Origin of the sequence: Streptomyces sp. NPDC097981 (genome assembly GCF_040302565.1) — a bacterium.
In the GTDB taxonomy this organism is placed as follows: Bacteria; Actinomycetota; Actinomycetes; order Streptomycetales; family Streptomycetaceae; genus Streptomyces.
Genome location: NZ_JBEORW010000014.1, coordinates 19745 through 45255 on the forward strand (window position 1 = coordinate 19745; position 25511 = coordinate 45255).

Annotated in this window: 16 protein-coding genes and 1 pseudogene; 4 read left to right on the top strand and 13 right to left on the bottom strand. The window is 73.2% G+C overall.

Annotated elements, in window-relative coordinates; genetic code table 11:
• Positions 1 to 63: 63 nt before the first annotated feature.
• Complete coding sequence (locus ABTY04_RS15885) at positions 64 to 756, bottom strand: LuxR C-terminal-related transcriptional regulator (RefSeq protein ID WP_352213966.1); 693 nt, start codon at positions 754 to 756, stop codon at positions 64 to 66.
• Positions 753 to 2048 carry a PspC domain-containing protein gene (locus tag ABTY04_RS15890; RefSeq protein WP_352213967.1) on the bottom strand — a complete coding sequence of 432 codons (1296 nt, stop codon included), beginning with the start codon at positions 2046 to 2048 and terminating at the stop codon, positions 753 to 755. Before ABTY04_RS15890 ends, ABTY04_RS15885 begins: the two co-directional genes overlap by 4 nt.
• A gap of 131 nt (positions 2049 to 2179) precedes the next feature.
• On the opposite strand from ABTY04_RS15890, the gene ABTY04_RS15895 reads away from it, so the two are divergent.
• Positions 2180 to 3547, top strand: coding sequence for a PspC domain-containing protein (locus tag ABTY04_RS15895; protein ID WP_352213968.1), 1368 nt, complete (start codon positions 2180 to 2182; stop codon positions 3545 to 3547).
• Entirely contained in the window at positions 3534 to 3758 is a 225-nt protein-coding gene (locus ABTY04_RS15900) for a hypothetical protein (RefSeq protein WP_352213969.1), read from the top strand. The genes ABTY04_RS15895 and ABTY04_RS15900 overlap by 14 nt, the downstream gene beginning before the upstream one ends.
• Here ABTY04_RS15900 and ABTY04_RS15905 read toward each other — a convergent pair.
• The 4 genes from ABTY04_RS15905 to guaA all read right to left on the bottom strand — a co-directional run bounded on the left by ABTY04_RS15905 (position 3704) and on the right by guaA (position 8126).
• Positions 3704 to 4219 carry a DoxX family membrane protein gene (locus tag ABTY04_RS15905; protein WP_352213970.1) on the bottom strand — a complete coding sequence of 172 codons (516 nt, stop codon included), beginning with the start codon at positions 4217 to 4219 and terminating at the stop codon, positions 3704 to 3706. The genes ABTY04_RS15900 and ABTY04_RS15905 overlap by 55 nt on opposite strands.
• An 18-nt stretch (positions 4220 to 4237) precedes the next feature.
• Positions 4238 to 5488 (bottom strand): hypothetical protein, encoded by a 1251-nt coding sequence (locus tag ABTY04_RS15910; RefSeq protein WP_502996652.1) that lies wholly within the window; start codon positions 5486 to 5488, stop codon positions 4238 to 4240.
• 131 nt (positions 5489 to 5619) lie between these two features.
• Positions 5620 to 6441 (bottom strand): class II aldolase/adducin family protein, encoded by an 822-nt coding sequence (locus tag ABTY04_RS15915; protein WP_352213972.1) that lies wholly within the window; start codon positions 6439 to 6441, stop codon positions 5620 to 5622.
• Positions 6442 to 6533: 92 nt separating this feature from the next.
• A complete protein-coding gene (guaA, locus tag ABTY04_RS15920; RefSeq protein WP_352213973.1) occupies positions 6534 to 8126 on the bottom strand; it encodes a glutamine-hydrolyzing GMP synthase in 1593 nt (530 codons plus the stop codon).
• A gap of 398 nt (positions 8127 to 8524) precedes the next feature.
• Between guaA and ABTY04_RS15925 the strand changes: the two are divergent.
• Positions 8525 to 8821, top strand: a pseudogene (locus tag ABTY04_RS15925) (chorismate mutase); the annotation flags it as partial.
• 269 nt (positions 8822 to 9090) lie between these two features.
• Here ABTY04_RS15925 and ABTY04_RS15930 read toward each other — a convergent pair.
• The 7 genes from ABTY04_RS15930 to ABTY04_RS15960 all read right to left on the bottom strand — a co-directional run bounded on the left by ABTY04_RS15930 (position 9091) and on the right by ABTY04_RS15960 (position 23814).
• Entirely contained in the window at positions 9091 to 10788 is a 1698-nt protein-coding gene (locus ABTY04_RS15930; protein WP_352213974.1) for a peptidase, read from the bottom strand.
• Positions 10789 to 10927: 139 nt separating this feature from the next.
• On the bottom strand, positions 10928 to 12709 hold the full coding sequence (locus tag ABTY04_RS15935) for a GMC oxidoreductase (RefSeq protein ID WP_352213975.1): 1782 nt from the start codon (positions 12707 to 12709) through the stop codon (positions 10928 to 10930).
• A gap of 32 nt (positions 12710 to 12741) precedes the next feature.
• On the bottom strand, positions 12742 to 14370 hold the full coding sequence (locus ABTY04_RS15940) for a succinic semialdehyde dehydrogenase (RefSeq protein ID WP_352213976.1): 1629 nt from the start codon (positions 14368 to 14370) through the stop codon (positions 12742 to 12744).
• Between the two features lie 127 nt (positions 14371 to 14497).
• Positions 14498 to 16156 (bottom strand): serine/threonine-protein kinase, encoded by a 1659-nt coding sequence (locus tag ABTY04_RS15945; protein WP_352213977.1) that lies wholly within the window; start codon positions 16154 to 16156, stop codon positions 14498 to 14500.
• A gap of 124 nt (positions 16157 to 16280) precedes the next feature.
• A complete protein-coding gene (locus tag ABTY04_RS15950) occupies positions 16281 to 18911 on the bottom strand; it encodes a serine/threonine kinase C-terminal domain-containing protein (RefSeq protein WP_352213978.1) in 2631 nt (876 codons plus the stop codon).
• Between the two features lie 419 nt (positions 18912 to 19330).
• Entirely contained in the window at positions 19331 to 21709 is a 2379-nt protein-coding gene (locus tag ABTY04_RS15955; RefSeq protein WP_352213979.1) for a serine/threonine-protein kinase, read from the bottom strand.
• 383 nt (positions 21710 to 22092) lie between these two features.
• On the bottom strand, positions 22093 to 23814 hold the full coding sequence (locus ABTY04_RS15960) for a glycerol-3-phosphate dehydrogenase/oxidase (protein WP_352213980.1): 1722 nt from the start codon (positions 23812 to 23814) through the stop codon (positions 22093 to 22095).
• 257 nt (positions 23815 to 24071) lie between these two features.
• Between ABTY04_RS15960 and ABTY04_RS15965 the strand changes: the two genes are divergently transcribed.
• Positions 24072 to 25301: a nucleotide sugar dehydrogenase gene (locus tag ABTY04_RS15965; RefSeq protein ID WP_352213981.1), complete on the top strand. Its 1230-nt coding sequence runs from the start codon at positions 24072 to 24074 to the stop codon at positions 25299 to 25301.
• Positions 25302 to 25511: the final 210 nt, after the last annotated feature.

Here is a 25511-nt window from a genome sequence, read left to right on the forward strand (position 1 = left end):
CCCAAGAGGGCCGCGTGACGCCGCGCGGTTGCCCCCGCCCCCTGCGGCATGGATCACATGTGGTCAGACCAGGCGGCGTGCCGTCGCCCAGCGGGTCAGCTCGTGCCGGTTGGACAGCTGGAGCTTGCGCAGGACCGCCGAGACGTGCGACTCCACCGTCTTCACCGAGATGAAGAGCTGCTTGGCGATCTCCTTGTACGCGTAGCCGCGCGCGATCAGCCGCAGCACCTCGCGCTCGCGCTGCGTGAGGCGGTCCAGGTCCTCGTCGACCGGCGGCGCGTCCGTCGAGGCGAACGCGTCGAGCACGAAGCCCGCCAGCCGCGGCGAGAACACCGCGTCCCCGTCCTGCACCCGGAAGATCGAGTCCACCAGGTCGGTCCCGGTGATGGTCTTGGTGACGTACCCGCGCGCGCCGCCCCGGATGACCCCGATGACGTCCTCGGCCGCGTCCGACACCGACAGGGCCAGGAACCGCACCTGGTCCTCGGACGCCGCCATCAGCGGGGCGCAGCGGCGCAGCACCTCGACCCCGCCGCCGCCGGGCAGGTGCACGTCGAGCAGGACCACCTCGGGCCGGGTCGCGGTGATGACGGTGACGGCCTGGTCGACGTCGGCCGCCTCTCCGACGACCTCGACCCCGGTGCGGGCGGTCTCGCCGATCTCGGCCTGCACGCCCGTACGGAACATCCGGTGGTCGTCGACGAGCACCACCCTGACCTGCCTGGCCACTCCCGCGCTGCCGGTCTCTTCGGTCATCCTGCCTTCGCCGCCCTCTCCATCTCCAGCTCGACTTCCGTGCCGCCGTCGGGCGCGGACCGCAGCCGTGCGGTCCCGCCGTTGCGCTGCATCCGGCCGATGATCGATTCTCGTACGCCCATGCGGTCGTCCGGGACCGCGTCGATGTCGAAGCCCGGCCCGCGGTCCCGTACGGACACGAACACCGTCTGCCCCTCCACCTCGGCGTACACCTGCACCGGCCCTCCCTCGCCACCGTACTTGGCGGCGTTGACCATCGCCTCGCGTGCGGCCTGGATCTGTGCGGCCAGCTTCTCGTCCAGCGGGCAGTCGCCGACCACGACGACCTCGATCGGGACCCCGTGGTGGTCCTCCACCTCGGCCGCCGTCTTCTTGACGGCCTCCGCGAGGGTGGCGGGCTCCTCGGCCTCGTCCTTGCCGGTGCCCTCCGGCTTGTACAGCCAGTTCCGCAGCTCCCGCTCCTGCGCCCGGGCCAGGCGGCGCACCTCGCCCACGTCCTCCGCGTTGCGCTGGATCAGGGTGAGGGTGTGCAGCACCGAGTCGTGCACGTGGGCGGCGACCTCGGCGCGCTCCTGGGCGCGGATGCGCATCAGGCGTTCCTCGGAGAGGTCCTGGGTCATCCGGATCAGCCAGGGGCCGGCCAGCAGGGCGATGCCGACGAGGACGGCGAGGGCGGCGGTCAGTACGTTGCCGAGCTGCGCCGCCGAGCCGCGTACGACGATGAAGACGGTCAGGCCCACGCCGACCAGCGCGACCCCGGCGAATCCGCGGGCCATCTGGAGCAGGCGCGCGTTGCGCCCGGAGGCGGCGCCCCAGTGGGCGCGGCGGGCGTTGTCGGCCTGCCGCCAGACGAGGACCACGCCGGCGCCGACCAGCAGCGTGGGCCACACGTACCGGCCGGAGGTGCCGCCGAGCTGGACCTTGGAGATGAATATCCCGGCGCCGATGCACAGCGCGATGAGCGCGGTGATCTGCCCCTTGTCGGGTTTGCGCAGGCGCCGGGTGCCGTCGGGGAGGGTCTCGAAGAAGGAGCGGTGGCCGGTGCGGCCGCCCACTCCCAGCGGTACGAAGACCCAGAACGCGGCGTAGAGCAGCACGCCCAGCCCGTCGCCCCACATGAACAGGCCGAGGAACGCGAGCCTGACCCAGACGACCGGCAGCCCGAGGTGCCCGGCGAGACCGCGCGCGACACCGCCGAGCATCCGGCCGTCGGCGCTGCGGTAGAGCCTGCGGTGCGGCGGTTCGTCGGCATCTGCTGCGTGCGGGGGACGGGGGGCGGCGGAAACGGGCATGTCACTGATGGTCACACGCGCGAGGCGGGCGGGGCATCAGGGCATCCCCCCAGTTCCGTCGGGGGGATATCAGGGTTGTGCCAGGGTCGGGCCCGGTGCCGCGGCGCGCGGCGGGCCGTCACCATGGAGCCATGACCAAGCACGACTCCCCGCCGTCGCCGGCCGGTGCCGATGCGGCACCGCCGCCGGGCGACCACGCCGCGGGCTCCGCAGACCGGCCGGCCGGCCCGCCCGCCGACCGCGCCGCCGACCGGCCGCCCCTGCGCCGCAGCAGGCGCGACAAGGTCCTCGCGGGCGTGTGCGGCGGCCTCGGCCGGTATTTCGACCTGGACCCGGTGATCTTCCGGATCGTGCTCGGTGTCCTCGCGATCACCGGCGGCGTCGGCCTCATCTTCTACGGCTTCGCGTGGCTGCTGCTGCCGGTGGAGGGCGAGGAGGACAGCGAGGCGAAGAAGCTGCTGACCGGCCGGGTCGAGGGCGCCACCCTGGCCGCGGTGTTCGCGGCCCTGGTCGGCTGCGCGCTGTTCCTGTCGATGCTGGACAACGGCGGACTGGCCGTGTTCTCCGTACTGGTCATCCTGGCCCTCGGCGCGGCCGCGTACTGGTCGCAGCGCCGCCGCAGCACCTCCGCCCCCGAGGCCGAGCCTCAGTCGGCGCACCGCCCCGCTCCGCCGGAGACCCAGGCTCCGCCCGTGCCCGGCAGCCCGTCCTGGTGGCGGGACCCGCTGGTCAAGGACGGCACCACTGGCCCCGTCGGGGCCACCGGATACCTGTGGGGCCCGGACGACTCCGCCGCGGCCTCCGGGAGTGCCCTGGGCGGCCGCGTCGCGTCGGCACCCGGGCGGGCCGCCGCCCCGGCGGTGCCGCGCGGCGGCATCGGCGGCCGGGTGTTCGTGCTGGCCGTGCTGGCCGGCGGCGCCGCCACCGCCTCGGTCTGGCAGGGCAGCACCCTCTCGCACGCGCTGCAGATCGGGCTCGCCTCTGCCCTGGCCGTCTTCGGTCTGGGTCTCGCGGTCAGCTCGGTCAAGGGCCGCACCGGCTTCGGCACGGTCCTGCTGGCGATGATCACCACCGGGCTGCTGGCCGGCGCCTCCGCGCTGCCCCGGGAGATCGGCACCGACTGGAAGGCCGTGGAATGGCGGCCGGCCGCGGTGGCCGACGTACGGCCCGTCTACGCGTCGGGCACCGGGCTGGCCACGCTGGACCTGAGCCGGCTGGACGTCCCGAAGGGCACCACGCTGCCCGTCCACGCCACGATGAAGGCGGGCCGGCTCAAGGTGATCGTGCCCCGGGAGGTGACGGCGCAGGCCGACGTCTCGGTCAGGCTGGGCGACATCAGGATGCCCGGCGACACGAGCCAGGACGTACGCATCAAGAGCGGCGGCGAAACGCAGCAGGTGACCCTGAAGCCGCCCGTCGGCACCGAGGCCGGGGGAACGATCGATCTGCACCTGGACGCGGGTGTGGGACAGGTGGAGGTGGCCCGTGCGGCGTCATGAGTTCCAGCCGGGACGGCTGCTGGCCGGCCTGGTCCTGATGGCCGCGGGCGTGCTGTACCTGCTCGACGCGACCGGCGAGGCCGACCTGCCGTGGTTCCTGGTCATCCCGATGGCCATGGGCGGGCTCTGCCTCGCCGCGCTGGTGGGGACGGTGACCTACGCGGTGCGCCGGGACCGGCGCGACCGGATCAGGGAGTCCAGCGAGAGGTAGGGCGCACCGGCCAGGACCAGCGGGGTCCAGGCCATCAGGTAGATCAGGTCGTTGCCGTAGTAGTACGGGGACACCTGCCAGGACACCGTGAGCCACAGGCTGAGCGAGATCAGCGCTCCGCCGGTGGCCGCGATCCGCGTCAGCAGGCCGGCCAGGACGCCGAGGCCCACCAGGAGCTCCCCGACGGCCAGCGTCACGGCGAATCCGACGGGGGACAGCAGGGCCTGGTCCACGAGGGCGGGGATCGCGGAGGTGTCGCGCACGCCGTGCATCAGCTCGCCGATGGAGCCGGTGCCGGAGGCGGACAGGAACGCGGAGTCGGTCAGCTTGTCCAGGCCTGCGTAGACGAAGGTCACGCCGAGGAAGATCCGCAGCGGCAGCAGTGCGTACCGGGCGGCCTTGTCCCGCAGTCCGGGAGCGGCGGTGGAACGGGCGGCGGAGGGGACGTCAGTTCGGGTCACGCCCCATGTGTACCCGGTTCACTCGGCGACGTCGATGGTGCAGCGATTGGATTCCACTCCGCCGGCCGTGACCACTTGGACCTCGATGCGCCCAGGTTCCACTTCCGCCGGGACGGGCACCGTCAGGACCGAGTCCGACGGGTTGGTGAACCCGCCCGCGACCGGCACCAGCGGCACGTGCACGTGCACCGCCCCGACGCGTACGACCAGCCGGGCCAGCATCTCCGGCGTCTGCGCCCCGGGGGGTACGAAACCCACGCCGCGGATCTCGATGTCGTCGCCCGGCCGGATGGCCGCGTCGAGGTCGCCGGGCTCCCGTCGGCGGACCACCGACAGCACCAGCGGACGGGTCACCTCCGCGTACTTCGCCGCCAGGTACACCGCCGCCGAGAGGGCCACCAGCACGGCCAGCGCCCACGGCAGCCGCGGCAGCCGGTCCGGGAACCGGGCCATCGACACCGCCGCGAAGGCCAGCACCACCGTGGAGACCAGCAGGTACTGCGCGTCCGGGAAGCTCCCGCGGCCCGCGTCGTCCGTCAGCAGGTCCACCCCGCGCGGCCGGTCCGCCGGCAGCTTCTGCATCCGCTGGCCCATGATCCGTACGGTGACCACGCGGCGCACCAGCACCGCCACCGCCGAGGTCAGCGCGAGCACCGCCAGCAGCGGCAGCGCCCGCCCCAGCGCGAGGCCCTCGTACAGCGCCTGCCGCTCCGGGCCGGGCGCCGAGGCCGCCAGCCGCAGCGCGGGCAGCAGCGCGGCGAACGCCGTCAGCACCACCCACGCGATCGGCACCGCCTTCGAGGTGGACAGCCGGTTGTCCTCCCCGACCAGCGGGGCGAGCAGGCCGCCGCGCACCGACTGGGCGCGGGCGGCGACCGTGAGCAGCCCGGCCAGGACCACCGCCGCGAGCAGCCCGGCGGTGCGCGCCGTCGACCAGCCGGTGCCGAGGGCCGTGCCGACCTGCACCAGCAGCAGCACCCCGGCGGCGATCCACACGGCGAGCACGGCTCGCCGCGAGAACAGGTACAGCCAAGAGATGCCGGCCTCCCGTCCCCGGTCGGCGACGGTCCGGGCCGAGAGGGTCAGCTCGTCGGAAACCCACTGCCGGGACGCCCCGGCGGACCGGGCCACCGCCGCCGGCAGTCCCTGGCCCGCGGCGAACTCGTCCCGTTTCTCCGTGAACGCGGCGACAGCGCGCCGGTGCCCCTCCCGCGCGCCGTGCGGGCAGTCGTCGCAGGTGCAGGCGCCGCCGTGGGTGCTTCGGGACATCTCTTGGACAGCCACGCGCGTGCCGCCTCTCTGAACTACGGTGCAATGCCAGCGAATTGTGCACCACTGCGGCAGTACTCCGGATTGCGCACGATGTCAGAGCAGGTGATTAACCGTTCATGATGTTGACGTCACCCGCGCGGTCCAGTCCCGTCAGGGCAGGGGGCGACGGTCTGCCAGAGCGGCTGGTAGCTGACCCAGGCGGCGAGATCCGTGCCGAACCGCGCCCGCGCGGCGAGCGCGCTGCGGTGGTCGATCGCCGCCGGCTTCCCGGCGGCCCGCGCGATCAGCTGCACCTGCGCCGCGCGTTCCGCCGCGATGAACCACCAGGCCGCCGCGTCCACGGAGTCCCCGACCGTGAGCAGCCCGCGGTTGCGCAGGACCAGCGCCTTGTACGGGCCCAGGGCGCGGGCGATCCGCCCGGCGTCCCCGGCCCCGGAGAACCCGTCGAGGAGCGCGTGGTCCTCGTAGAAGGCGCAGGCCTCCTCGCTGATCGGGGCCAGCAGCTCCCCGAGCGCGGCAAGCGCCCTGCCGTACGGGGCGTGCGTGTGCACCACGGCCACCGCGTCGGGGCGGGCCCGGTGCACGGCCGCGTGCACGGCGAAGGCCAGCTCGTTGACCCGCCGGTCCCCCTGGAGCACGCGGCCTTCCCCGTCGACGAGCAGCAGGTCGTCGGCGGTGAGTACGGACAGGGCCTGCCCGAAGGGGTTCACCCAGTGGCAGTCCTCGAACTCCGGGTCCCGCGCGCTGGCGTGCCCGGCCACCCCGTCCTCGTACCCGAGCCGCCCGAACAGCCGCAGCGCTCCGGCCAGCCGCTCCTTGCGGTACGCGCGCTCCTCGGCCGCGTCGGCGTGTACGGGCGGCATCGGGAACCGCAGCCGGTCCACGGGTACGGGTGCGGGCTGCTCGGCCACGGGCGCTCCTTGCTCACGACGGCTCGGTTCGCGGCGCAAGGTACCGGCGGCTCCCGCAAGTGGCCATACCGACGGCGAAGCCGCCGCTCCCCGAGGGGAACGGCGGCTTCGTCACGGGCGGCGGGCGGGGACTACTCCCACTCGATGGTGCCCGGGGGCTTGCTCGTGCAGTCGAGGACCACGCGGTTCACGTCCGGCACCTCGTTGGTGATGCGGGTGGAGATCCGCGCGAGCACCTCGTACGGCATGCGCGTCCAGTCGGCGGTCATCGCGTCCTCGGACGAGACGGGGCGCAGCACGATCGGGTGACCGTAGGTGCGGCCGTCGCCCTGGACGCCGACGCTGCGGACGTCCGCGAGCAGGACGACCGGGCACTGCCAGATCTCGCGGTCGAGGCCGGCCGCGGTGAGCTCGTGGCGGGCGATGGCGTCGGCCTCGCGGAGCAGGTCCAGGCGCTCCTTGGTGACCTCGCCGACGATGCGGATGCCGAGGCCGGGGCCCGGGAAGGGCTGGCGCTGGACGATCTCCTCGGGCAGGCCGAGCTCCTGGCCGACCATCCGGACCTCGTCCTTGAACAGCTGGCGCAGCGGCTCGACGAGCTCGAACTCGATGTCGTCGGGGAGGCCGCCCACGTTGTGGTGGGACTTGATGTTCGCGGTGCCGGTACCGCCGCCGGACTCGACGACGTCCGGGTACAGGGTGCCCTGGACCAGGAAGGCCACCGCGGGACCGTCCTCCTGGAGGATCTCCAGCTGGGCCTGCTCGAAGACGCGGATGAACTCGCGTCCGATGATCTTCCGCTTGGTCTCCGGGTCGGAGACGCCGGCGAGCGCGGTCAGGAAGCGCTCCTGCGCGTCGACGACCTTCAGCTGGACGCCGGTGGCGGCGACGAAGTCCTTCTCGACCTGCTCGGTCTCGCCCTTGCGCATCAGGCCGTGGTCGACGTACACGCAGGTCAGCTGCGAGCCGATGGCCTTCTGGACGAGGGCCGCGGCGACCGCGGAGTCCACGCCGCCGGAGAGGCCGCAGATGGCGCGCTTGTCGCCGACCTGCTCGCGGATGGCCGCGATCTGCTCCTCGACGATGTTGCCGGTGGTCCAGGTGGGCTCCAGGCCCGCGCCGCGGTAGAGGAAGTGCTCCAGCACCTGCTGGCCGTGCGTCGAGTGCATCACCTCGGGGTGGTACTGCACGCCGTACAGGTGCTTCTCGTCGTTCTCGAAGGCCGCGACCGGGACGACGTTCGTCGACGCGGTGACGGTGAAGCCCTCGGGGGCGGCGGAGCAGGCGTCGCCGTGGGACATCCACACCGACTGGTTCTCGGGGGTGCCCTCGAACAGCGTCGAGCCGGCCTTGGAAACGGCCAGCGGGGTGCGGCCGTACTCGCGGGCGCCGGTGTTGTCGACGGTGCCGCCGAGGGTCGTCGCCATCAGCTGGAAGCCGTAGCACATGCCGAAGACGGGGACGCCGGACTCGAAGAGGCCGCGGGCGTCGTCCAGGCGCGGGGCGCCCTCTTCGTAGACGGAGGACGGGCCGCCGGAGAGGATGATCGCCTTGGGGTTCTTGGCCAGCATCTCGGCCACGGGCATCGTGCTGGGCACGATCTCGCTGTAGACCCGTGCCTCGCGGACGCGGCGGGCGATGAGCTGGGCGTACTGGGCGCCGAAGTCGACGACGAGAACCGTGTCCGGGGCGCTGTCGTGGGCGGCGGAGGGTGCTTCTGGCACGGGACGGCCTTCCGGCGGAAGAGGGTGGCTGTTTTGTCGATTCTACCGGTGGCGCCGGCCGCCGGTTTGTCGCACCATCCGAGGCCCACGTCACCGTGACGCCCCGCGACGCCTTCGTCACAGCGCCCGGCGCGCCTCCCCGACCGGGCACGACCTGTTCCGCCGGGTGTCCACCGGCCATGTGCGCGTCACGCGTACGGCCGGGCCGTCTCACCATCCGAACCCGGTTGGCCGGGACGAGGATGGGCGGCCATAATCCAGTCCATGCGCAAGCAGATGAGCTTCCTCTTTACCTATGGCACCGGCCGGTCCGGTCGCCATGGGTCCTCGTGATGCTCGCTTGAGCCGCTGACTTCCCAGAGCGCCCCGGTCCGACAGGACCGGGGCGCTCTGGCGTTTCCGCTCCTGCCGGCACAACCCACAGGAGTATGAACATGACCGTGACCACCACCCCCGCGCAGCTGATCGCCGAGTCCCGCGAGCGCATCGACGCCATCGACGACCGGATCATCGGCCTGGTCCGGGAGCGGATGGCCGTTTCGACCGTCATCCAGGAGGCCCGGATCGCCTCGGGCGGCCGCAGGGTGCACCTCTCGCGCGAGATGGAGGTGCTCGCGCACTGGAGCGACGCCCTCGGAAAGCCCGGGACCGCCCTCGCCATGACCCTGCTGGAGCTGTGCCGCGGCCGCGTCTGAGGCGTTCGGCGCCCCTTAACGCCTGTTCGTCACCCGTACGGACCGTGACCGGCCCGTACGGGCTTCGTTGGGGTGGATGGCCGCGTCAGCCAGGCGCGGGACCGCAGCACCACGCGTGGCTCCGCAGGAGCGATGAGACGTACGGCCCGGTCGGGACGTGCATCGTGGGACCTCGCTCCTTCGCGTGACCGGACTGCAGGGGACAGCAGCCCGGTCACCCCGGAAGGACGGCCGGCCCGGGGGACGCCCCGGACCGGCCGTTCCGTTGTCTACGCGTGCCCGCCACTGCGGCGGCGGCGCGCCCCCACGTACAGCGCACCGCCGGCGACCACGGCGGCCAGCGCGCCCAGCGCGATCGGGCCGACGGAGCTGCCGGTCGAGGCCAGGTTCCCGCCCGTGCCGCCGGCGGCGGACGGAGACGAGGACACGGTCGCCGAGGCCGACGCCGAAACCGAGGCCGACGGGGACGGCGAGGCTGAGGCCGAGGCCGACGGACTCGGGCTCGCACCCGTCTTGACCTCGACCGTGAAGGCGGCCGTGGAGTTGCCCGCGACCGGGTCGAAGGCGTGCAGCTTGGTGCCGCCCGGGACCGGCTCACCGACGGTGACCGAGCCCTTGGCGTCGGCGACGGCCTTCTCGATCTTCATCGCGAAATGGTTGGCGTACGCGCCGCCGACGCCCGCGAACAGACCGGCGTCGCAGAAGTAGCGGGGCGCGCCCAGCAGCTCCTTGCGGTCGCTGCCGTCGGCGTTGACCGCGCGGCAGTTCGGGGGCACGTCGGTGACCTGCACGCCGGCCGGCATCACGACGTCGGTACGGGCCACGCTCTCGCCCGAGGCCAGGTGGCTGATCACGGCCGGGCCCTTGTTGCGGAAGCCGAGCTCGGCCACGACCGTGTCCCCCACCTTGCCGGCGGGCGAGGCGGTGACCGCCTCGAAGTCGGCCTTGGCGCCCTTGGCGGTGAAGTCGAACGAGCGCTCGTTGTCGCGCGGGTTCAGGTCGGTGTCCTCGGCCCGCGTGGCGGCCCGCGGGTCCAGGTTGGACTCCGTGACCGGCACGGCGGCCGACGCCTTGACCAGCGTCAGCTTCTTGCCGGTGGCCGGCTTGCCCGAGGGTGCGTCCTTGCTCGGCGCCGGGTCGGGGACGACCCCGTACCGCAGGGTGTCCCGGTAGGCCCGCTCGGTCGTCTTGAGGTGCAGGGGCGAGTCCGGGGAGAGCCGGTAGGACTCGCCCGGCAGGAACTCGCCCTCGACGAGGCACACCGTGGTGGCGCCGTTGCCGACCGAATCCCGCCGGAGGCAGTTGTCGTAGGCCTCCGCCGGCTCCAGGCCGGCCGAGGCGCCCAGCTCCAGCGCGACCGACTTGGCGGGCAGCGTGCCCCGGTTCGCGAAGGCCAGCGGCAGGTCCTGCTGCTCGCCCGCCGTCACGTCGGCCTTGAGCTTCAGCTCACCCATGTGCAGGTCGGGTCCGCCCACGGTCAGCTTGGTGGTGACGGGCGTGACGCTCGCGCCGGTCACCTTGCCCGTGACCGCGATCTCGCCGGTCGCGCCGTTCTTGCTGCCCTGGGCGGAGGAGACGAGCAGGTCGAAGCTGTTGCTCCCGTGCCCGACCGACAGGCCCTGCTGCTTGCAGACGATCGCGGTGGCGCTGGCGGTGCAGTCCGGCCTGGGCTTGGCCGGGTCGAGCCGGACCGACGCCACCCCGGCGACCTTGCTCAGGTCGACGGTGATGGTGAACTCGCCGGGGAAGCTGTTCCCCGGGCCCACATAACTCAGGTCGTAGCGAAGGCTCCGCTCCTTCGCGGGGCCCGCGTCCGGGTACGGCTGGAGCACTTGGGCGGAGGGGCCGCTGAGCGGAAAGGCAGGTTCCGCGGCGAGCGCGGGGGCGGCCGCGCCGAGGCTCAGGGTCGCCAGCCCCGTGGCGGCCAAAAGGGAGATGCGCTTGTCCATGAAGGTCGAGACCGCCAACTACCGTCCACAGTTGCCCACTTCGCGGCGTGATGGGCATCACATGCAACCATCCGGACTGATCACCTGTCACTTATGTACGCGGCGGCGGGTTCTGCCCTCGGAGGGGGAGCGCAGACCCCGTCGCCGCGTACACGTGTCACGCCTTCTTCGGCACCTCCGGTACCGGGAGCAGCAAAGGCAGCCGCAGCGCACCGAAGGCCTCCTTCGGAACCGCCGGACGGGCCGGTTCCACCGCTGCCAGGCGGGTGTAGGCTCCGCCCTGCTCCGGCCGCGGGTCCTGCTCGCCCTTGTTCGGCCAGTACGACATCGCCCGCTCGGCCTGCGCCGTGATCGTCAGCGACGGGTTCACGCCGAGGTTCGCGGAGACCGCCGAACCGTCCACCACCGAGATGCCCGGGTGCCCGTACAGCCGGTGGTACGGGTCCACCACGCCCTCCTCGGCGGAGGCGCCGATCGGGCAGCCGCCGAGGAAGTGCGCGGTCAGCGGCGTGCCCATCAGCTCGCCGATGTTGCTGCCCGGGAAGCCGTTGATCTCCTCGGCCAGCAGCGTGGCCGCCTCGGTGGCCTCCTTGATCTGCACCGGGTTCGGGGCCCCGTGCCCCTGGCGGGCGGTGAGCAGCCCCTTCCCGAGGCCGCCGGGCTTGCGGTACGTCGTGAGCGAGTTGTCCAGCGACTGCATGACGAGCCCGATGATCGTCCGCTCCGACCAGCGCCGGTTGGACAGCGAGCGCGCCAGCTGCACCGGGTGCTTCGCGGTCCGGGCGAACCAGGCCCGTACCCGATGCCTGCCGTAGGGCACTTGGAGGACGGTCATGAACCCCATGGCGTTGGAGCCCTTGCCGTAGCGGACGGGCTCGATGTGGGTGTCGGCGTCGGGGTGCACGGACGAGGTGATCGCGACGCCCCGGGTGAAGTCCGCGCGCCGCTCGCTGCCGGGGCCACGCCCGTGCCGCCTGCGGTAGCGGCGGTCGTCGGTCTGCGCGCCGACCAGGCCCTCCGAGTTGGTCCGGGTCAGCTCGCCGAGCCGGTCCGAGATCCGCGGGAGCAGCCCGTTGTCCTTCATCGTGTGCAGCAGGGTCTGGGTGCCGTACGTGCCCGCCGCGACGACCACGTACCGGGCCCGCAGCTCCTTGGCGATGCCCCGGCGCCGGGCGTCGGTGGGGACGGTGCGGATGCGGTAGCCGCCCTCGGGGTGCTCGGCGAGCGCGGTGACGGTGGTCATCGGGTGGATGACGGCGCCGGCGCGCTCGGCGAGGTGGAGGTAGTTCTCGTTGAGGGTGTTCTTGGCGCCGTGCCGGCAGCCGGTCATGCACTCGCCGCACTCGGTGCAGGCCTTGCGGGCGGGTCCGGCGCCGCCGAAGTACGGGTCGGGGACCTCCTGGCCGGGACGGGCCTCGCAGCCGCCCTCCGCGTCCGAGCCGTCGCCGAAGAAGACGCCGACCGGGGCCATGTGGAAGGAGTCCCCGACGCCCATCTTCTCGGCGGCGGCCTTCAGGTGGACGTCGGAGGGGGTCATCGTCGGGTTCAGCCGCACGCCGAGCATCCGCTTGGCCTGGTCGTAGTACGGGGCGAGTTCCTCGCGCCAGTCGGTGATGGACGCCCACTGCCGGTCCTCGAAGAAGGCGGCGGGCGGCACGTACAGGGTGTTGGCGTAGTTGAGCGAGCCGCCGCCCACCCCGGCGCCCGCGAGCACCATCACGTTGCCGAGCAGGTGGATCCGCTGGATCCCGTACAGCCCGAGGGCCGGGGCCCACAGGTAGTTCCGCAGGTCCCAGCTGTTCTTCGGCAGGCTCCCGCGGGTGAACCGGCGCCCTGCCTCCAGGACGCCGACCCGGTACCCCTTCTCGGTCAGCCGCAGCGCGGAGACCGACCCTCCGAAGCCCGATCCGATGACGATGACGTCGTAGTCGTACGACACTGCTTGTGCCTCCCGGTTGGGTCCTGGCGTGTCTAGCGCAGGCGAAGGGCCTTCATGACCTTGAGGCTGCGGGTCATGAACGCCGCGTACTTCTCGTCGTCCATGCCCAGCGAGGGCGCCATCGGGAGCAGTCGCTGGTGGGCGACGGTCTGGGCCTCGGTGTACTTGAGGATGCCCTCGGAGCCGTGGCGGCGGCCGAGGCCGGAGTCCTTCATGCCTCCCATGGGCGCCTGGGCGCTGCCGTAGGCGGGGGCATAGCCCTCGTTGATGTTGACGGTGCCGGTGCGCAGCCGGGCGGCAACGGCGTGGCCGCGGCGGGCGTCCTTGGTCCAGACGCTGGAATTGAGTCCGTACGCGGTGGAGTTGGCCTGCGCGACGGCCTCGTCCTCGTCGGTGAACCGGTAGATCGAGACGACAGGGCCGAAGGTCTCCTCGCCGCAGACCGCCATCGGCGCCTCGACGCCGTCGAGGATGGTGGGCTCGTAGAAGAGCGGACCGATGTCGGGGCGGGCGGTGCCGCCCGCGACGAGGGTGGCGCCCTTGGCGACGGCTTCGTCGACGTGCCGCTGTACGGTCTCCAGCTGGCGCTCGCCGACCAGCGAGCCCATGTCCGCGCCGTACGCGAGGGAGGCGCCGAGCCGCATGGCCTTCGTACGGGCGGCGAAGCGCTCGACGAACGCGTCGGCGATCGAGGCGTGGACGTACAGCCGCTCGATGGATATGCACAGCTGGCCGGCGGAGGAGAAGCAGGCGCGGACGGCGCCCGCGGCGGCCTTCTCGATGTCGGCGTCGTGCAGGACGAGCATGGCGTTCTTGCCGCCGAGCTCCAGGGAGACACCGACCAGGCGGGCGGCCGCGCCCTGGGCGACCTCGCGGCCGGTACGGGTGGATCCGGTGAAGGAGACGTAGTCGGCGTGCCGGACCACCTCGGGGCCGACGACGGGGCCGTCGCCGAGGACGATCTGGAAGACCTCGGCGGGCAGTCCGGCCTCGATCAGCAGGTCGCGGGCCCACAGGGCGGTGAGCGCGGTCTCGGTGTCGGGCTTCATGACGACGGCGTTGCCGGAGACGAAGGCGGGCAGCGCGTCGCCGACGGACAGTTCGAGGGGATAGTTCCAGGGGGCGATCTGGCCGACGACCCCGCGCGGCTGGCGCAGCTCGGTGACCTTGGTGAGGGTGGGCATGGCGCCCGTGTGGCCCTTCGGGCGCACGTACGCGGGGGCCTTGCGGCCGTAGTGGCGGGAGGCGACGGCGACGGCCTGGACCTCCTCGTGGGCGTGCAGCCGGGCCTTGCCGGTCTCCAGCTGGATGAGGTCGAGCACCTCGGCCTGGCGGGCCAGGATCAGGTCGTGGAAGCGGAGCAGTACGGCCGCCCGCTTGCGTACGGGGACCGCGGCCCAGGCGCTCTGGGCGGCGCGGGCCCGGTCGAAGGCCTCGGCCACGTCCCCGGGGGTGGCCTCGGGGAGGTCCGCGAGCTTGGCCCCGGTGAAGGGGGTGTGGTTGGCGGTCCGGCCGGAGCCGATCACTCCGCGGGTGAGCCGGGTGACCAGGTCGGGGGTCACCACGTCGGCGGCGGTGCGTGCACCGGCCGGGGCGGGGGCGACCGGGTTGGTGGGCTGCGGTGCGCTGCGGAGGGGGGCCGGGGCCTGCGAGTCCGTCATGGCGGTGAGCGTATTCCGCCCGCGGGGCTTTGGGTACCCGTGGGTAACCGGATTTTGTCATTTCCGCCAGCGATCGCTGGCAGCATGCCCGGTGACCGGTCGGCGACCGGCCGGCCGCCTTCCGGGGTCAGCCCTTCTTGGCCGGCGGGGCCCACCCGCTCAGCACGGTGTCGAACTGCGTGCGGGTGGTCTGCCAGTCGGCGGCCGGGCCCGACATGTACACCGCGTACTCGGTGCCGTCCGGGGCGATGTACATCTGCTCGATGGCCCGGCGCGGCCCGGCTTGCGTCCCCTTCTCGGTCCAGGTGAAGTCCCACAGCGCGGATCGGGCACTGTCCTGGAAGGTGTTCTGGTTCAGCTTCTGCCGCTTGTAGTCCGTCCGCTGCTTGAGCTGCTTCTCCAGGTCGAGCAGGTGCTCGTACGGGTTGTCGTAGTCCGGCGTCGTGTCGGAGGCGATCCGGATGAAGTGCTTCCCGTTGTCCGGGGTGTAGTCGATCTGGTCGCCGTCCATCTGGCGCTTCCAGCCGTTCGGCACGAACAGCGTGAAGCCCGCCGGGTCGGTGACCTCGCTGTAGCCGTCCGGAGGGCCGGCGTCCTCGTCGCTGCCCTGCTGGTCGGGGGCGCTCGCGTTCTTGTCGGAGCCGCCGTCCTTCCCCGCGTCCCCGTCCCCGGTGAGCTTCAGCACGCCGAACACGGCGCCGCCGCCGACCAGCGCCGCCACGAGAGCGACCGCGGCCGCCCGCTTGACCCGGCCCGCGGCGGGGCTTGCCGGCCGGGGCCCGGGAGCGGCCGCGGCCTGTTCAGGCTGGGCCGCCGTGCGCCCCTGCTCGGACACCGGGGCGGTGTGCGGCGCGGTCGGCGCGACGGACTCCGCCTCGGTGTCGGGCTCCTGGGCGTCGGCGAGTTCCTCCGGAGTCACCGCGCGCGTGGGCACGTACGCCTGCGCCGCCTTGGGTGCGCGGCCCTCCATCGCCTCGATCAGCATCCGCTCGGTCTCCTGGGCCGAGGGCCGCTCGTCCGGATCCTTGCGCAGCAGGGCGGTGATGACCGGGCCCAGGGCCCCCGACTGCCGCAGTGCCGGCGGCTCGTCGTTGACCACGGCCTGGAGGCTGGAGATGGGCGAGGTGCGGCGGAAGGGCGAGCGGGCCTCGACGGCCGTGTACAGGGTCGCGCCCAGCGACCACAGGTCGGAGGCCGTGCCGGGGGTTCCGCCGGTGACCCGTTCCGGGGCCAGGTAGTCGATGGAGCCGACGATCTCGCCGGTCCGCGTGATGGAGGAGTCGCCCTCGATCGCGGCGATCCCGAAGTCCGTGAGCAGGACCCGGCCGTCCTTGGCGAGCAGCACGTTCCCCGGCTTCACGTCCCGGTGCAGGACGCCGACCGCGTGCGCGGCGCGCAGCGCGCCCAGGACGTGCAGGCCGATCCGGGCCGCCTCGGCGGGCTCGATCCGGCCGGCCGCCTTGGCCGCCTCCGCGAGGGAGGGTCCGTCGATGTACTCCATGACGATCCACGGCCGGTCGTCGTGCTCCAGTACGTCGTGGACCACCACGACCGCAGGGTGCTGGATCCTGGCCGCGGCCCGGGCCTCCTTCTGGGTCCGGGCGTGCAGCACCTCCCGGTCGGCCTGGGCCACGTACAGACCCGCCGTCAGTTCCTTGACGGCGACGGTCCTGTGCAGCAGCTCGTCATGCGCGCGCCACACCTTGCCCATGCCGCCGCTGCCGATGGGCTCCACGAGCCGGTACCGGCCAGCGAGCACCGCACCCGCACCTGTCTGCTGTTCCACGAAACCCCGCCGCTCTGTGCACTTCGGGCCAGATTACGGAGCGCTCGGGGCTCCAGGAACCGTGAAGGCGCGGTTCCGGCTGCACTGTGACGCAATCGCCGTACTGAGTCACCGTCAGTCGGCGTCAACCGCCTGATTTGTAACTCCCCGTGGCCTTCTCGAAGACTTCGGTGACCTTGCCCTCCCCGTCCTGCGGACCGCTGACCATGACGACGTGGTAGCTGCCCCCGAGCGCCACGACGAAGTTCCGGGCCACGACGCTGCGGCCGTTGCCGTCGATCCACGTGTACCGCCCGGTGACCCGCAGTTGCTGGCCGACCTTCGTGGTCTTGACGTCGCCGCCGCTGGCCCAGGTGGAGGACCGGTACGGGGACAGCTCCGGCTCCTTGTCCTTCTGGTACGTCGCCGGGTCCGGATTGCCGTCGACCTTGTCCCGCCCGGGCACGACCGTCAGGACGTACTCGCCGTCGGTGTAGCGGACCTGCCCGGCCTCGTTCATGCCGCGCCGCTCCCAGCCGCCCGGGACGGCGATCTCGAAGTGCTCGGGGTCCTGCTGAGTGGTGTAACCGGGCGGCGCGGGGGCCGCCGTCTGCGGCGCGGGCCTGGACTCGGGTGTGCCGGCGGGCGTCCGGCTCTGCTGCGGCGCCGGCGCCTTCGACGGGGACTTCGTCGGGGTCGCGGACCCCTGCGACACCGGGGTCTTGGCGGCGGCGTCCTCCTGGTCGGCGGAGCGGGGCAGGAAGAGCATCGCGTACGCCACCGCGCCCGCGAGCAGGGCGAGGACGCCGACGAGCAGGGTCCGCCCGAGGGAACGCGGGGTGCGGGAGGCGGCGGGATTGCGGTGCCGGCCGTGCAGGTCGCCGCGCCGGCGTACGACGGGAAGCCGCGCGGGATCCGGCTCCGGCACCGGGAGCGCACCGAGGCCGCCGTCCGGCTCGGGGGCGGAGCGCACGAGCGAGCGCAGCCAGCCGCTGAGCGCCTCGAAGTCCGGCCGCTCGGTGGGGTCCTGGCGCAGCAGCGACTCCACGATCGGGCGCAGCGGGCCGCATTCCTCGGCGAAGGCCGGGGACTCGGCGCAGACCATCTCGACGAGCTCGGTGACGCTGTCCTCGGGGTACGGGGCATGGCCCTGGACCGCGCGGTACAGCAGCGCGCCGAGCCCCCAGAGGTCGGTGGCGGGCCCGACGGGCGCGGCGAGCTGCCAGGGCCCCGTGACCGGTCCCGCCTGCTCGGGGGCCCACCGCTCGGTGACGGCCCCGACCACGGCCATCCGCGTCTGCCGCGCCCGCTCGGCATCCAGCCCGCTCCGGATCCCCCCGCTCCCCCAGCCTCCGCCTGCAGGCTGCGCCGCGGTCCGGCCGGGGAGCGGGGCCGGGTCCGCGTCCGGGCCGCCGGGCCCGTTCGGCCGCGTCAGACCGGCCTGTTCGGGGCGAGGCGCCGGTGGTCGGTCCTGGCCGGAGGGCAGGAACGAGGCCATGGTCGGGCCTTCGGCGGCGCGCGGCCGGTCGGCCGGGTCGGGGGCGTCGGCCTGGCGGTAGCCCTGGGGCAGGGCCAGTTGAGCGGGCAGTGCGGGCCGGGCCGGCACCGGGCCGGTCTGCGGCTCGGGCTCGGGATACGGATCCGGAGCGGGCTGCGGCTCGGGCTCCGGCTGTCCGGCGGGCGGAAGCGCGGCCTGGCGGCGCGGGGTGGCCCCGTGCCACGGCGCACCCGTACCGGTCTGCGGACCGCCGTACGGGTACGAGTACCCCTGCGGAAGGTTCGACCCCTGCGGCCTCGGCTCCGGCGCGGGCCCGGGCCCGGCCTTGCGCTGCTCGGTGACCCGCGCGGCGGCGGCCTGTGCCCCCGCCCGGTACGCGGCGATGGCCCCGGCCCGCGCGGCGGCCTTGAGGTCGGGCCGCTCCGCCGTCGCCCCGGGCGTGATGTGGTCGGAGTACCGCGGCCCGGTGTCGTACCCGGGCGCCACGAGCGGCGCGTAACCGCCCGCGCGCGGACCGGCGTCCGGCCCGGCCCCGGCCGGCCCGGCCCGGTCCCCGCCCTGGGGCCCCCGTACGGCGATCCCCGCACCGGGCGGGGCATCCGGACCCGGCGCAGCACCGGGGGTGGGCGGCGCGCCGGGGGTGGGCGGCGCGCCGGGGGTGGGCGGCGCGCCGGGGGTGGCCGCGGGAGCGGATTCCGCCGGGACCGGGTCGTAGCCGCACAGCGCGTCCTCCGCGGCGCCCGCCGCCAGCCCCGTGAGGACGACCCGACCGTCATCGCATATCAACACGGTCCGGACCGTGATGTTCCGGTGCGTCCAGCCGTGCGCGTGCAGTACCCGCAACGCGGTCAGCACGTCCGCGGCGACCTCAGCCGCCCGGTACGGGCTCAGCGGTACCTCGGCGATCAGCGCGGCCAGCGGACGGGCCGGCACCAACTCGCTCACGATCCACAGCGACCCGCCTTCGGCGAACACGTCGAAGACCTGGTCCAGCCTCGGATGGTCCGGAACGGACGCGGCCGCCTGCGCGGCGGCGATGGCCCGGCGCACGGCCGGCGGGTCCCCCGCCGGGCGCCGGGCGACGGCCGCCGGGGTCCGCGCCCCGTCGGCGTCGAGCAGCTCGGCATCCACGATCTCCGGTAACGGCACCTGCCGTACCAGGACTTCCTGCCCGCTGCGCGTGTCAAAGGCGCGGGTCTCGACCAGTTCGTACTCGTCCGACGGCGGCAGCGGCAGACGGTAGCGGTCGGCCAGGATCCGGCCCGCGTAGTCGTCCACTCCGCCTCCCCCGAGTGCCGGGGCGCACGTCCCCCATGGCCCCGCTGCCACGATACGTCGCGCAGGGCGCCCGCGTCCCGGGCGTGGGAAGGCTCACCGGGTTCCTTGCTCCACCCGGTCCAGAACAGCACGCCCCGCGCCCAGGCGACGCAGGGCACCCTCCCCCGCCCGGCCATACGGCCGGGCGGGCAAGCGTCCGGAGGGACACGCCCACACGGACCGGACCAGGCTGCCCCGCGCAGCCCACCGGAACCAGAGCGTGACAACGATCAGCACACCACCCACCAGCCGACACCGGCCACACGGGGCAGCACTGGGCGCGGGATTCCACCACCACGCCCACGCCTCCCCACCACGGTGGGAAACGATCCCAGACACCACGTCTGACACAGGATCACTAAGCTGATTAGAGACGCTCGTCAGCCGAGCGGCTGGAAGGTCTGGAAGGCCGTGTTGCGCATCGTCGTGCACTCCGGGCCGTCCCACTGGTCCGCCGCGCAGCTGATCATGATGGCGTAGCCGTGCTTCCCGTCCACCTTGAAACCGCGGTTGAGCACCCGGACCTTGATGCCCTTCTGCTCCCGCTCGAACTCCCAGTCCGCGACGGTCGGGTAACCGTTGTACTCCGTCGAGTCGATGCGGATCGTCCGGTAGTTCGTGCTGGAGCTCGCCACTCCCGCCACGGCTTCGGCCCACGCGGCGCGGGCGTCGTTGCCGGGGCTGTTGGTGTAGTCGACCTGAATGCGCGGGAAGCCGCCGTCGCGGCTGTATATCGCGCCGGAGTTGTCGCCGGCTATGGCCGTCACCTTGAAGCCCGACGGCATCGCCATGGAGAAGTGGAACCCCGGGTCTGTCACCTTCGCGTATCCCTCGGGGAGTCCGGCGCCGGAACCGGCCGGAGCGGCGCCCTGGCCCTGGCCCTGGCCCTGGCTCTGCCCCTGGACCTGGCCCTGGACTTGGCCCTGCTGCCCGCTCGGCGACTGCCCCTGGCTGGGCTCGGTGCTGCCGCTTCCGTTGCCGGTACCGGTGGCGGTACCGCCGCCCTTGCCGGAGGTGGAATTGGTCTCGCCGGTCTTGGCGGAGGAACCGGGCTTCGGGGTGCCGGAAACCGTCGCACCCGGACCGCCCTTGCCCGCGTCCTTCTTGTCGGACGCGTCGTCACCGCTGAACGCGTAGGCGATCAGCGAACCGATGACGGCGAGCACGACGACCGCACCGGTTATCGCGAGGGCGATGGTGCGGCGGGACATGACGTCGGTGAGCGGCGCCGCGACCGGCGAGGGCCTGCCCGCGGCCGGGGGCTCCGCCGCGGTGGCCGCCGTCGTCGCCGCCGCGGCGGCCGCGGCCTTGCGGGCCGCCTTCAGCGCCGCGCGGGCCCGTTCGCGGTGCTCGCGTTCGAGCCGCTCGCGCTCCTTCTTCTGCGCCTTCTCGGCGGCCTTTTCGGCGGAGGCCTTGGCCGCCGCCTCCTTGGCGTCGGCCAGCGATATCTGCCGGGTCTCCTCGACGGCCGGGGAGAGAACCGGGGCGGGCACCGGCTCCGGCGCGTTGACGACGGCGGTGAGCATCGCCCGCGCGCGCTCGTCGTCGAGGCGCTGGGCCGGGTCCTTGGCCAGCAGGCCGTAGATGACCTCGGTCAGCGGGCCCGCGTTCCTGGGCGGCTCCACCGGCTCGGTCATCACGGCCGTGAGCGTGGCGAGCGCGGACCCCTTGTCGTACGGGGGCACACCCTCGACGGCCGCGTAGAGCAGTCCGCCGAGGGACCACATGTCGGCGGGCGGGCCGGGCTTCTGGCCCCGGGCGCGCTCGGGAGAGATGTACGAGGGGGCGCCGACGAGCATGCCGGTGGAGGTGACGGAGGGGTCGCCCTCGACCTGCGCGATGCCGAAGTCGGTGAGGACGACGCGGCCGGTGCGGGCGATGAGCACGTTGGACGGCTTCACGTCCCGGTGCAGGATGCCCTGGCCGTGCGCGGCGCGGAGCACGTCGAGGATGGCGAGACCGACCTCGGCGGCGCGGTGGGGGGTCAGCGGGCCCTGTTCACGGATGAACTCGGCCAGCGAGGGGCCCTCGATGAGCTCCATGACGATCCACGGGCGCCCGTCCTCGTCCACGACGTCGAAGACGGTGACGGCACCCCCGCTACGGATCCGGGCAATGGCCTTGGCCTCGCGGAGGGTACGGGTGATGAGCCGGCGCTTCTCGTCCTCGTCGACGCCGGTGCTGAAGCGGAGTTCCTTGACGGCGACCGTCCGGCCGAGGGTCTCGTCCTCGGCACGCCAGACGGTGCCCATGCCGCCCTTGCCGAGCACTTCGCGCAGCCGGTAGCGGCGGGCGAGCAGCCGCCCCTCGTCCTGCCCGTCCCCGGCGGCCTTGGCGGCGGCGGCCTTGACGGCAGCGGCGACGGCATCGGCCTTCTCGACCACGGGGTTCACGGCGGGCTTCCTGTCTTCCGCCGCGACGGGCTTCCCACCCTCGGCGGCACCCGCCCCGGCCTTCGCCGAACCGGCATCCGCAGGCTTCGCCGACTCGGCCGCCGCCGCTCCCGGCTCGGCCGACCGGGCCGCCGCAGCAGCCGACTTCGCCGGCTCGGCCGCTGCCGGCGCCGGCTTCGCCAGGTCGGGCTTCGCCTCGGGCGAGCCCGCAGCCTTCGCGTCCCCGGACGCGCCGCCACCAGCCTCCGCAGAGGCCGACTCGCCGCCCGCGGCAGCACCCGCCCCGGCCTTCGCCGAACCGGCGGCCGCAGGCTTGGTCAGCTCGGTCTTCGCCACAGCAGGCGCCTTGTCCTCGGGCTCCGCCATGTCAGCCTCCGCAGGCTTCGCCGGACTCGGCTTCGCCACGGGCGAGCCCGCAGCCTTCGCCGAATCGGCGTGCGCAGCCGCAGGCTTGGTCAGGTCGGCCCTCGCCGCAGCAGGCGCCGCGTCCTCAGGCTCCACCGACCCGGCGGCCACAGGCTTCGCCCGGTCCTGCTTCGCCGCAGGCGACTCGGTGTGCTCCGGCTTCGACATGCGTCCCCTCTGCGATCGTGCCGCCTGCTCCGGCTGCTCCGGCAGCCTCCGGGATCCCCGGTGGCCCGCCCCCGGAGAACCCGTGCGGTAACCCGCCCCGGCAGAACCCTCATTGTTCCTCACTCCGCAACGGACGGGCGCCCCGGGTCCGCGGTTCCCCCCTCCGCATCCCGGAGTTACAACGGAACGATGTCCGGCGCCCCCAGCCGCGCCGCATCCGCCGTCTGGTCGTCCGGCTGACGCTGCGATTCCCGTTCCGCCTGCACCCGCTTCTCGTAGTGTTCCACTTCCTTCTCGATCTGCTGTTCGTCCCACCCCAGGACCGGGGCCATCAGCTCCGCGCACTCCCTCGCCGACCTCGTCCCCCGGTCGAACGTCTCGATCGAGATCCGCGTCCGCCGCGTCAGCACGTCGTCCAGGTGCCGCGCCCCCTCGTGCGAGGCCGCGTACACCACCTCCGCCCGCAGGTAGTCCTCCGCGCCCGTCAACGGCGCGGCCAGCGAGGGGTCCGCCACGATCAGGTCCAGCAGTTCGTCCGTCATCGAGCCGTACCGGTTCAACAGGTGCTCCACCCGCACCACGTGAAGGCTCGTCCGAGACGCGATCCGCGCCCGCCCGTTCCACAGCGCCCGGTACCCCTCCGCCCCCACCAGCGGCACGTCCTCCGTCACGCACTCCGCGACCCGCTGGTCCAGGCCGTGCACCGCCTCGTCGACCGCGTCCTTCGCCATGACCCGGTACGTCGTGTACTTGCCGCCCGCGACCACCACCAGCCCCGGCACGGGATGCGCCACCGTGTGCTCGCGCGAGAGCTTGCTCGTCGCGTCCGATTCCCCGGCCAGCAGCGGCCGCAGGCCCGCGTACACGCCCTGTACGTCGTCGCGCGTCAGCGGCACCGCCAGCACCGAGTTCACGTGCTCCAGCAGGTAGTCGATGTCCGCGCTGGACGCCGCCGGATGCGCCTTGTCCAGGTCCCAGTCCGTGTCCGTGGTCCCGACGATCCAGTGCCGTCCCCACGGGATGACGAACAGCACCGACTTCTCGGTCCGCAGGATCAGCCCGGTGCTGGAGTGGATCCGGTCCTTCGGGACGACCAGGTGAATGCCCTTCGACGCCCGGACGTGGAACTGTCCGCGCTCCCCGATCAGCGCCTGCGTGTCGTCCGTCCACACCCCCGTCGCGTTCACGACCTGCCGCGCGCGGATCTCGAACTCCCCGGCATCTCCCCGCCGCCGGCTCTCCACGTCCCGCACCCGCACCCCGACGACCCGCTCGCCCTCGCGCAGGAACCCGACGACCCTCGCCCGGTTGGCGCACTGCGCCCCGTACGCCGCAGCCGTACGGACCAAGGTGGTCACGTACCGCGCATCGTCCATCTGGGCGTCGTAGTACTGCAGGGCCCCCACCAGCGCGTCCTTGCGCAGCGCCGGCGCGACCCGCAGGGCGCGCCCCCGCGACAGGTGCCGGTGCACCGGCAGCCCCCGCCCGTGCCCGCTGGACACCGACATCACGTCGTACAGCGCGACGCCCGATCCGGCGTAGAACCGCTCCCAGCCCTTGTGCCGGAGCGGGTACAGGAACGGCACGGGCTTGACCAGGTGCGGGGCCAGCCGCTCCAGCAGCAGGCCGCGCTCCTTCAGTGCCTCCCGGACGAGGGCGAAGTCGAGCATCTCCAGATACCGCAGGCCGCCGTGGATCAGTTTGCTCGACCGGCTGGAGGTGCCGGACGCCCAGTCCCGGGCCTCCACCAGCCCCGTCGAGAGGCCTCTGGTCACGGCGTCGAGCGCGGTGCCCGCGCCGACCACGCCCGCACCGACCACCAGCACGTCCAGTTCCCGCTCGGCCATCCGGGCGAGCGCCTCTTCGCGCTGGACCGGCCCCAGTGTCGCTGTCCTCACGGCTGCCTCCCGTCGGTGCGGGTTGTCCCCGCTCGGTGCGGGTGATCCCGCTCACATCCCCGCCCTCGATTCTGACCCGGCACACCCACATCAGCCACCGCCTGTGGACAACACAACAGTGACCATCGCCCTCTAATGCGACACTTCGGTCATATATACGCTTAGTGTGACATCACGCCAGCTCTGCCGGGACCCGCACGGTCCACAGGACTTGCGCACCCAGCCCCCTCATGCATGCCAGGGAAGGCACGGCACCCATGCCCGCAGATCTCGCCGTCATCGGACTCGGCCACCTCGGCCTCCCGCTGGCCCAGGCGGCCGTCGCGGCCGGAATCGAGACGGTCGGATACGACAGCGGTCCGGCCACGGACTCCACCCTCACCGCCGCCGAGGTCCGCCGCATGTCGGCCGCCGGCTTCCGGGTCACCACCAATCCCGCCGAACTCGGCCGGGTCCGCACCGCCGTCATCTGCGCCCCCACCCAGCTCGGCGCCGACCGCGCGCTCGACCTCTCCGCCGTCGGCGAGGCGGGCCGCACGCTGGCCGCCCGGCTGCGCCCGCACACCACCGTCATCCTCGAATCCGCCGCCCACCCGGGTGTCACCGAGGACTACCTGCGCCCCATCCTCGAATCCGGCTCGGGCCTGCGCGCCGGCCGGGACTTCCACCTGGCCTACTCCCCCAGCCGCCTCGACCCCGGCAACCGGACGCACGGCATCGCCAACACGCCCAAGGTGATCGGCGGCCTCACCCCCGCCTGCACCGAGTCCGCCCACGCCTTCTACGCCCGCCTCACCGAGAAGGTGGTCCGGGCGCGCGGCCTGCGCGAGGCCGAGACCGTGCAGCTCCTGGAGACCAACTACCGGCACGTCAACATCGCCCTCATGAACGAGATGGCGGTGCTCTGCCACGACCTCGGCGTCGACCTGTGGGACGTCATCCGCTGCGCCGAGACCAAGCCGTACGGATTCCAGGCCTTCCGGCCCGGCCCGGGGATCGGCGGCCACAGCGTCCCCCTCGACCCCAACTACCTCCCCCACACCACCCGCACCCCGGGCCACCCCCTGCGCATGGTGGGCCTGGCGCAGGAGATCAACGGCCGGATGCCCCAGTACGTCATCCAGCGCTCCGCCACCCTGCTGAACGAGCACGGGAAATCGGCCCGCGGGGCCCGGGTGCTGCTGCTCGGCGTCACGTACAAGCCGGACCTGGGCGACCAGGAGGGCTCGCCGGCCCGCGAGATCGCCAGCCGCCTCCTCGACCTCGGGGCGCTGGTCAGCTACCACGACCCGTACATCGCCGGATGGTGCGTCAGGGACCGGCCCGTCCCCCGTGCCGAATCGCTGTACGAGGCCGCCGCGAACGCCGATCTGACGATCCTGCTCCAGCACCACCGCACGTACGACCTCCAAGGCCTGGCGGTGAAAGCGCAGTTGCTGCTGGACACCCGCGGCGCCAGCCCGGCGGGAGCGGCACACCGCCTCTGACCGCGCGGGAAATCCCTTCCCGTGATGCCGGATCAGGCTGGTCGGCTTCGTCGCCGGCGTATGCCGGCGCGCGACCCGGCCCGGATCCCGCAGCCCGGCACGCAGGCGGCGGCCGGTGCGTGGACCGCAGGAAGAAGGACAAGAACCGACCGGCCGGACGGCCGAACGGGCGAATGCCGAAGGGCCGGCTCCCGTCCGGGGAGCCGGCCC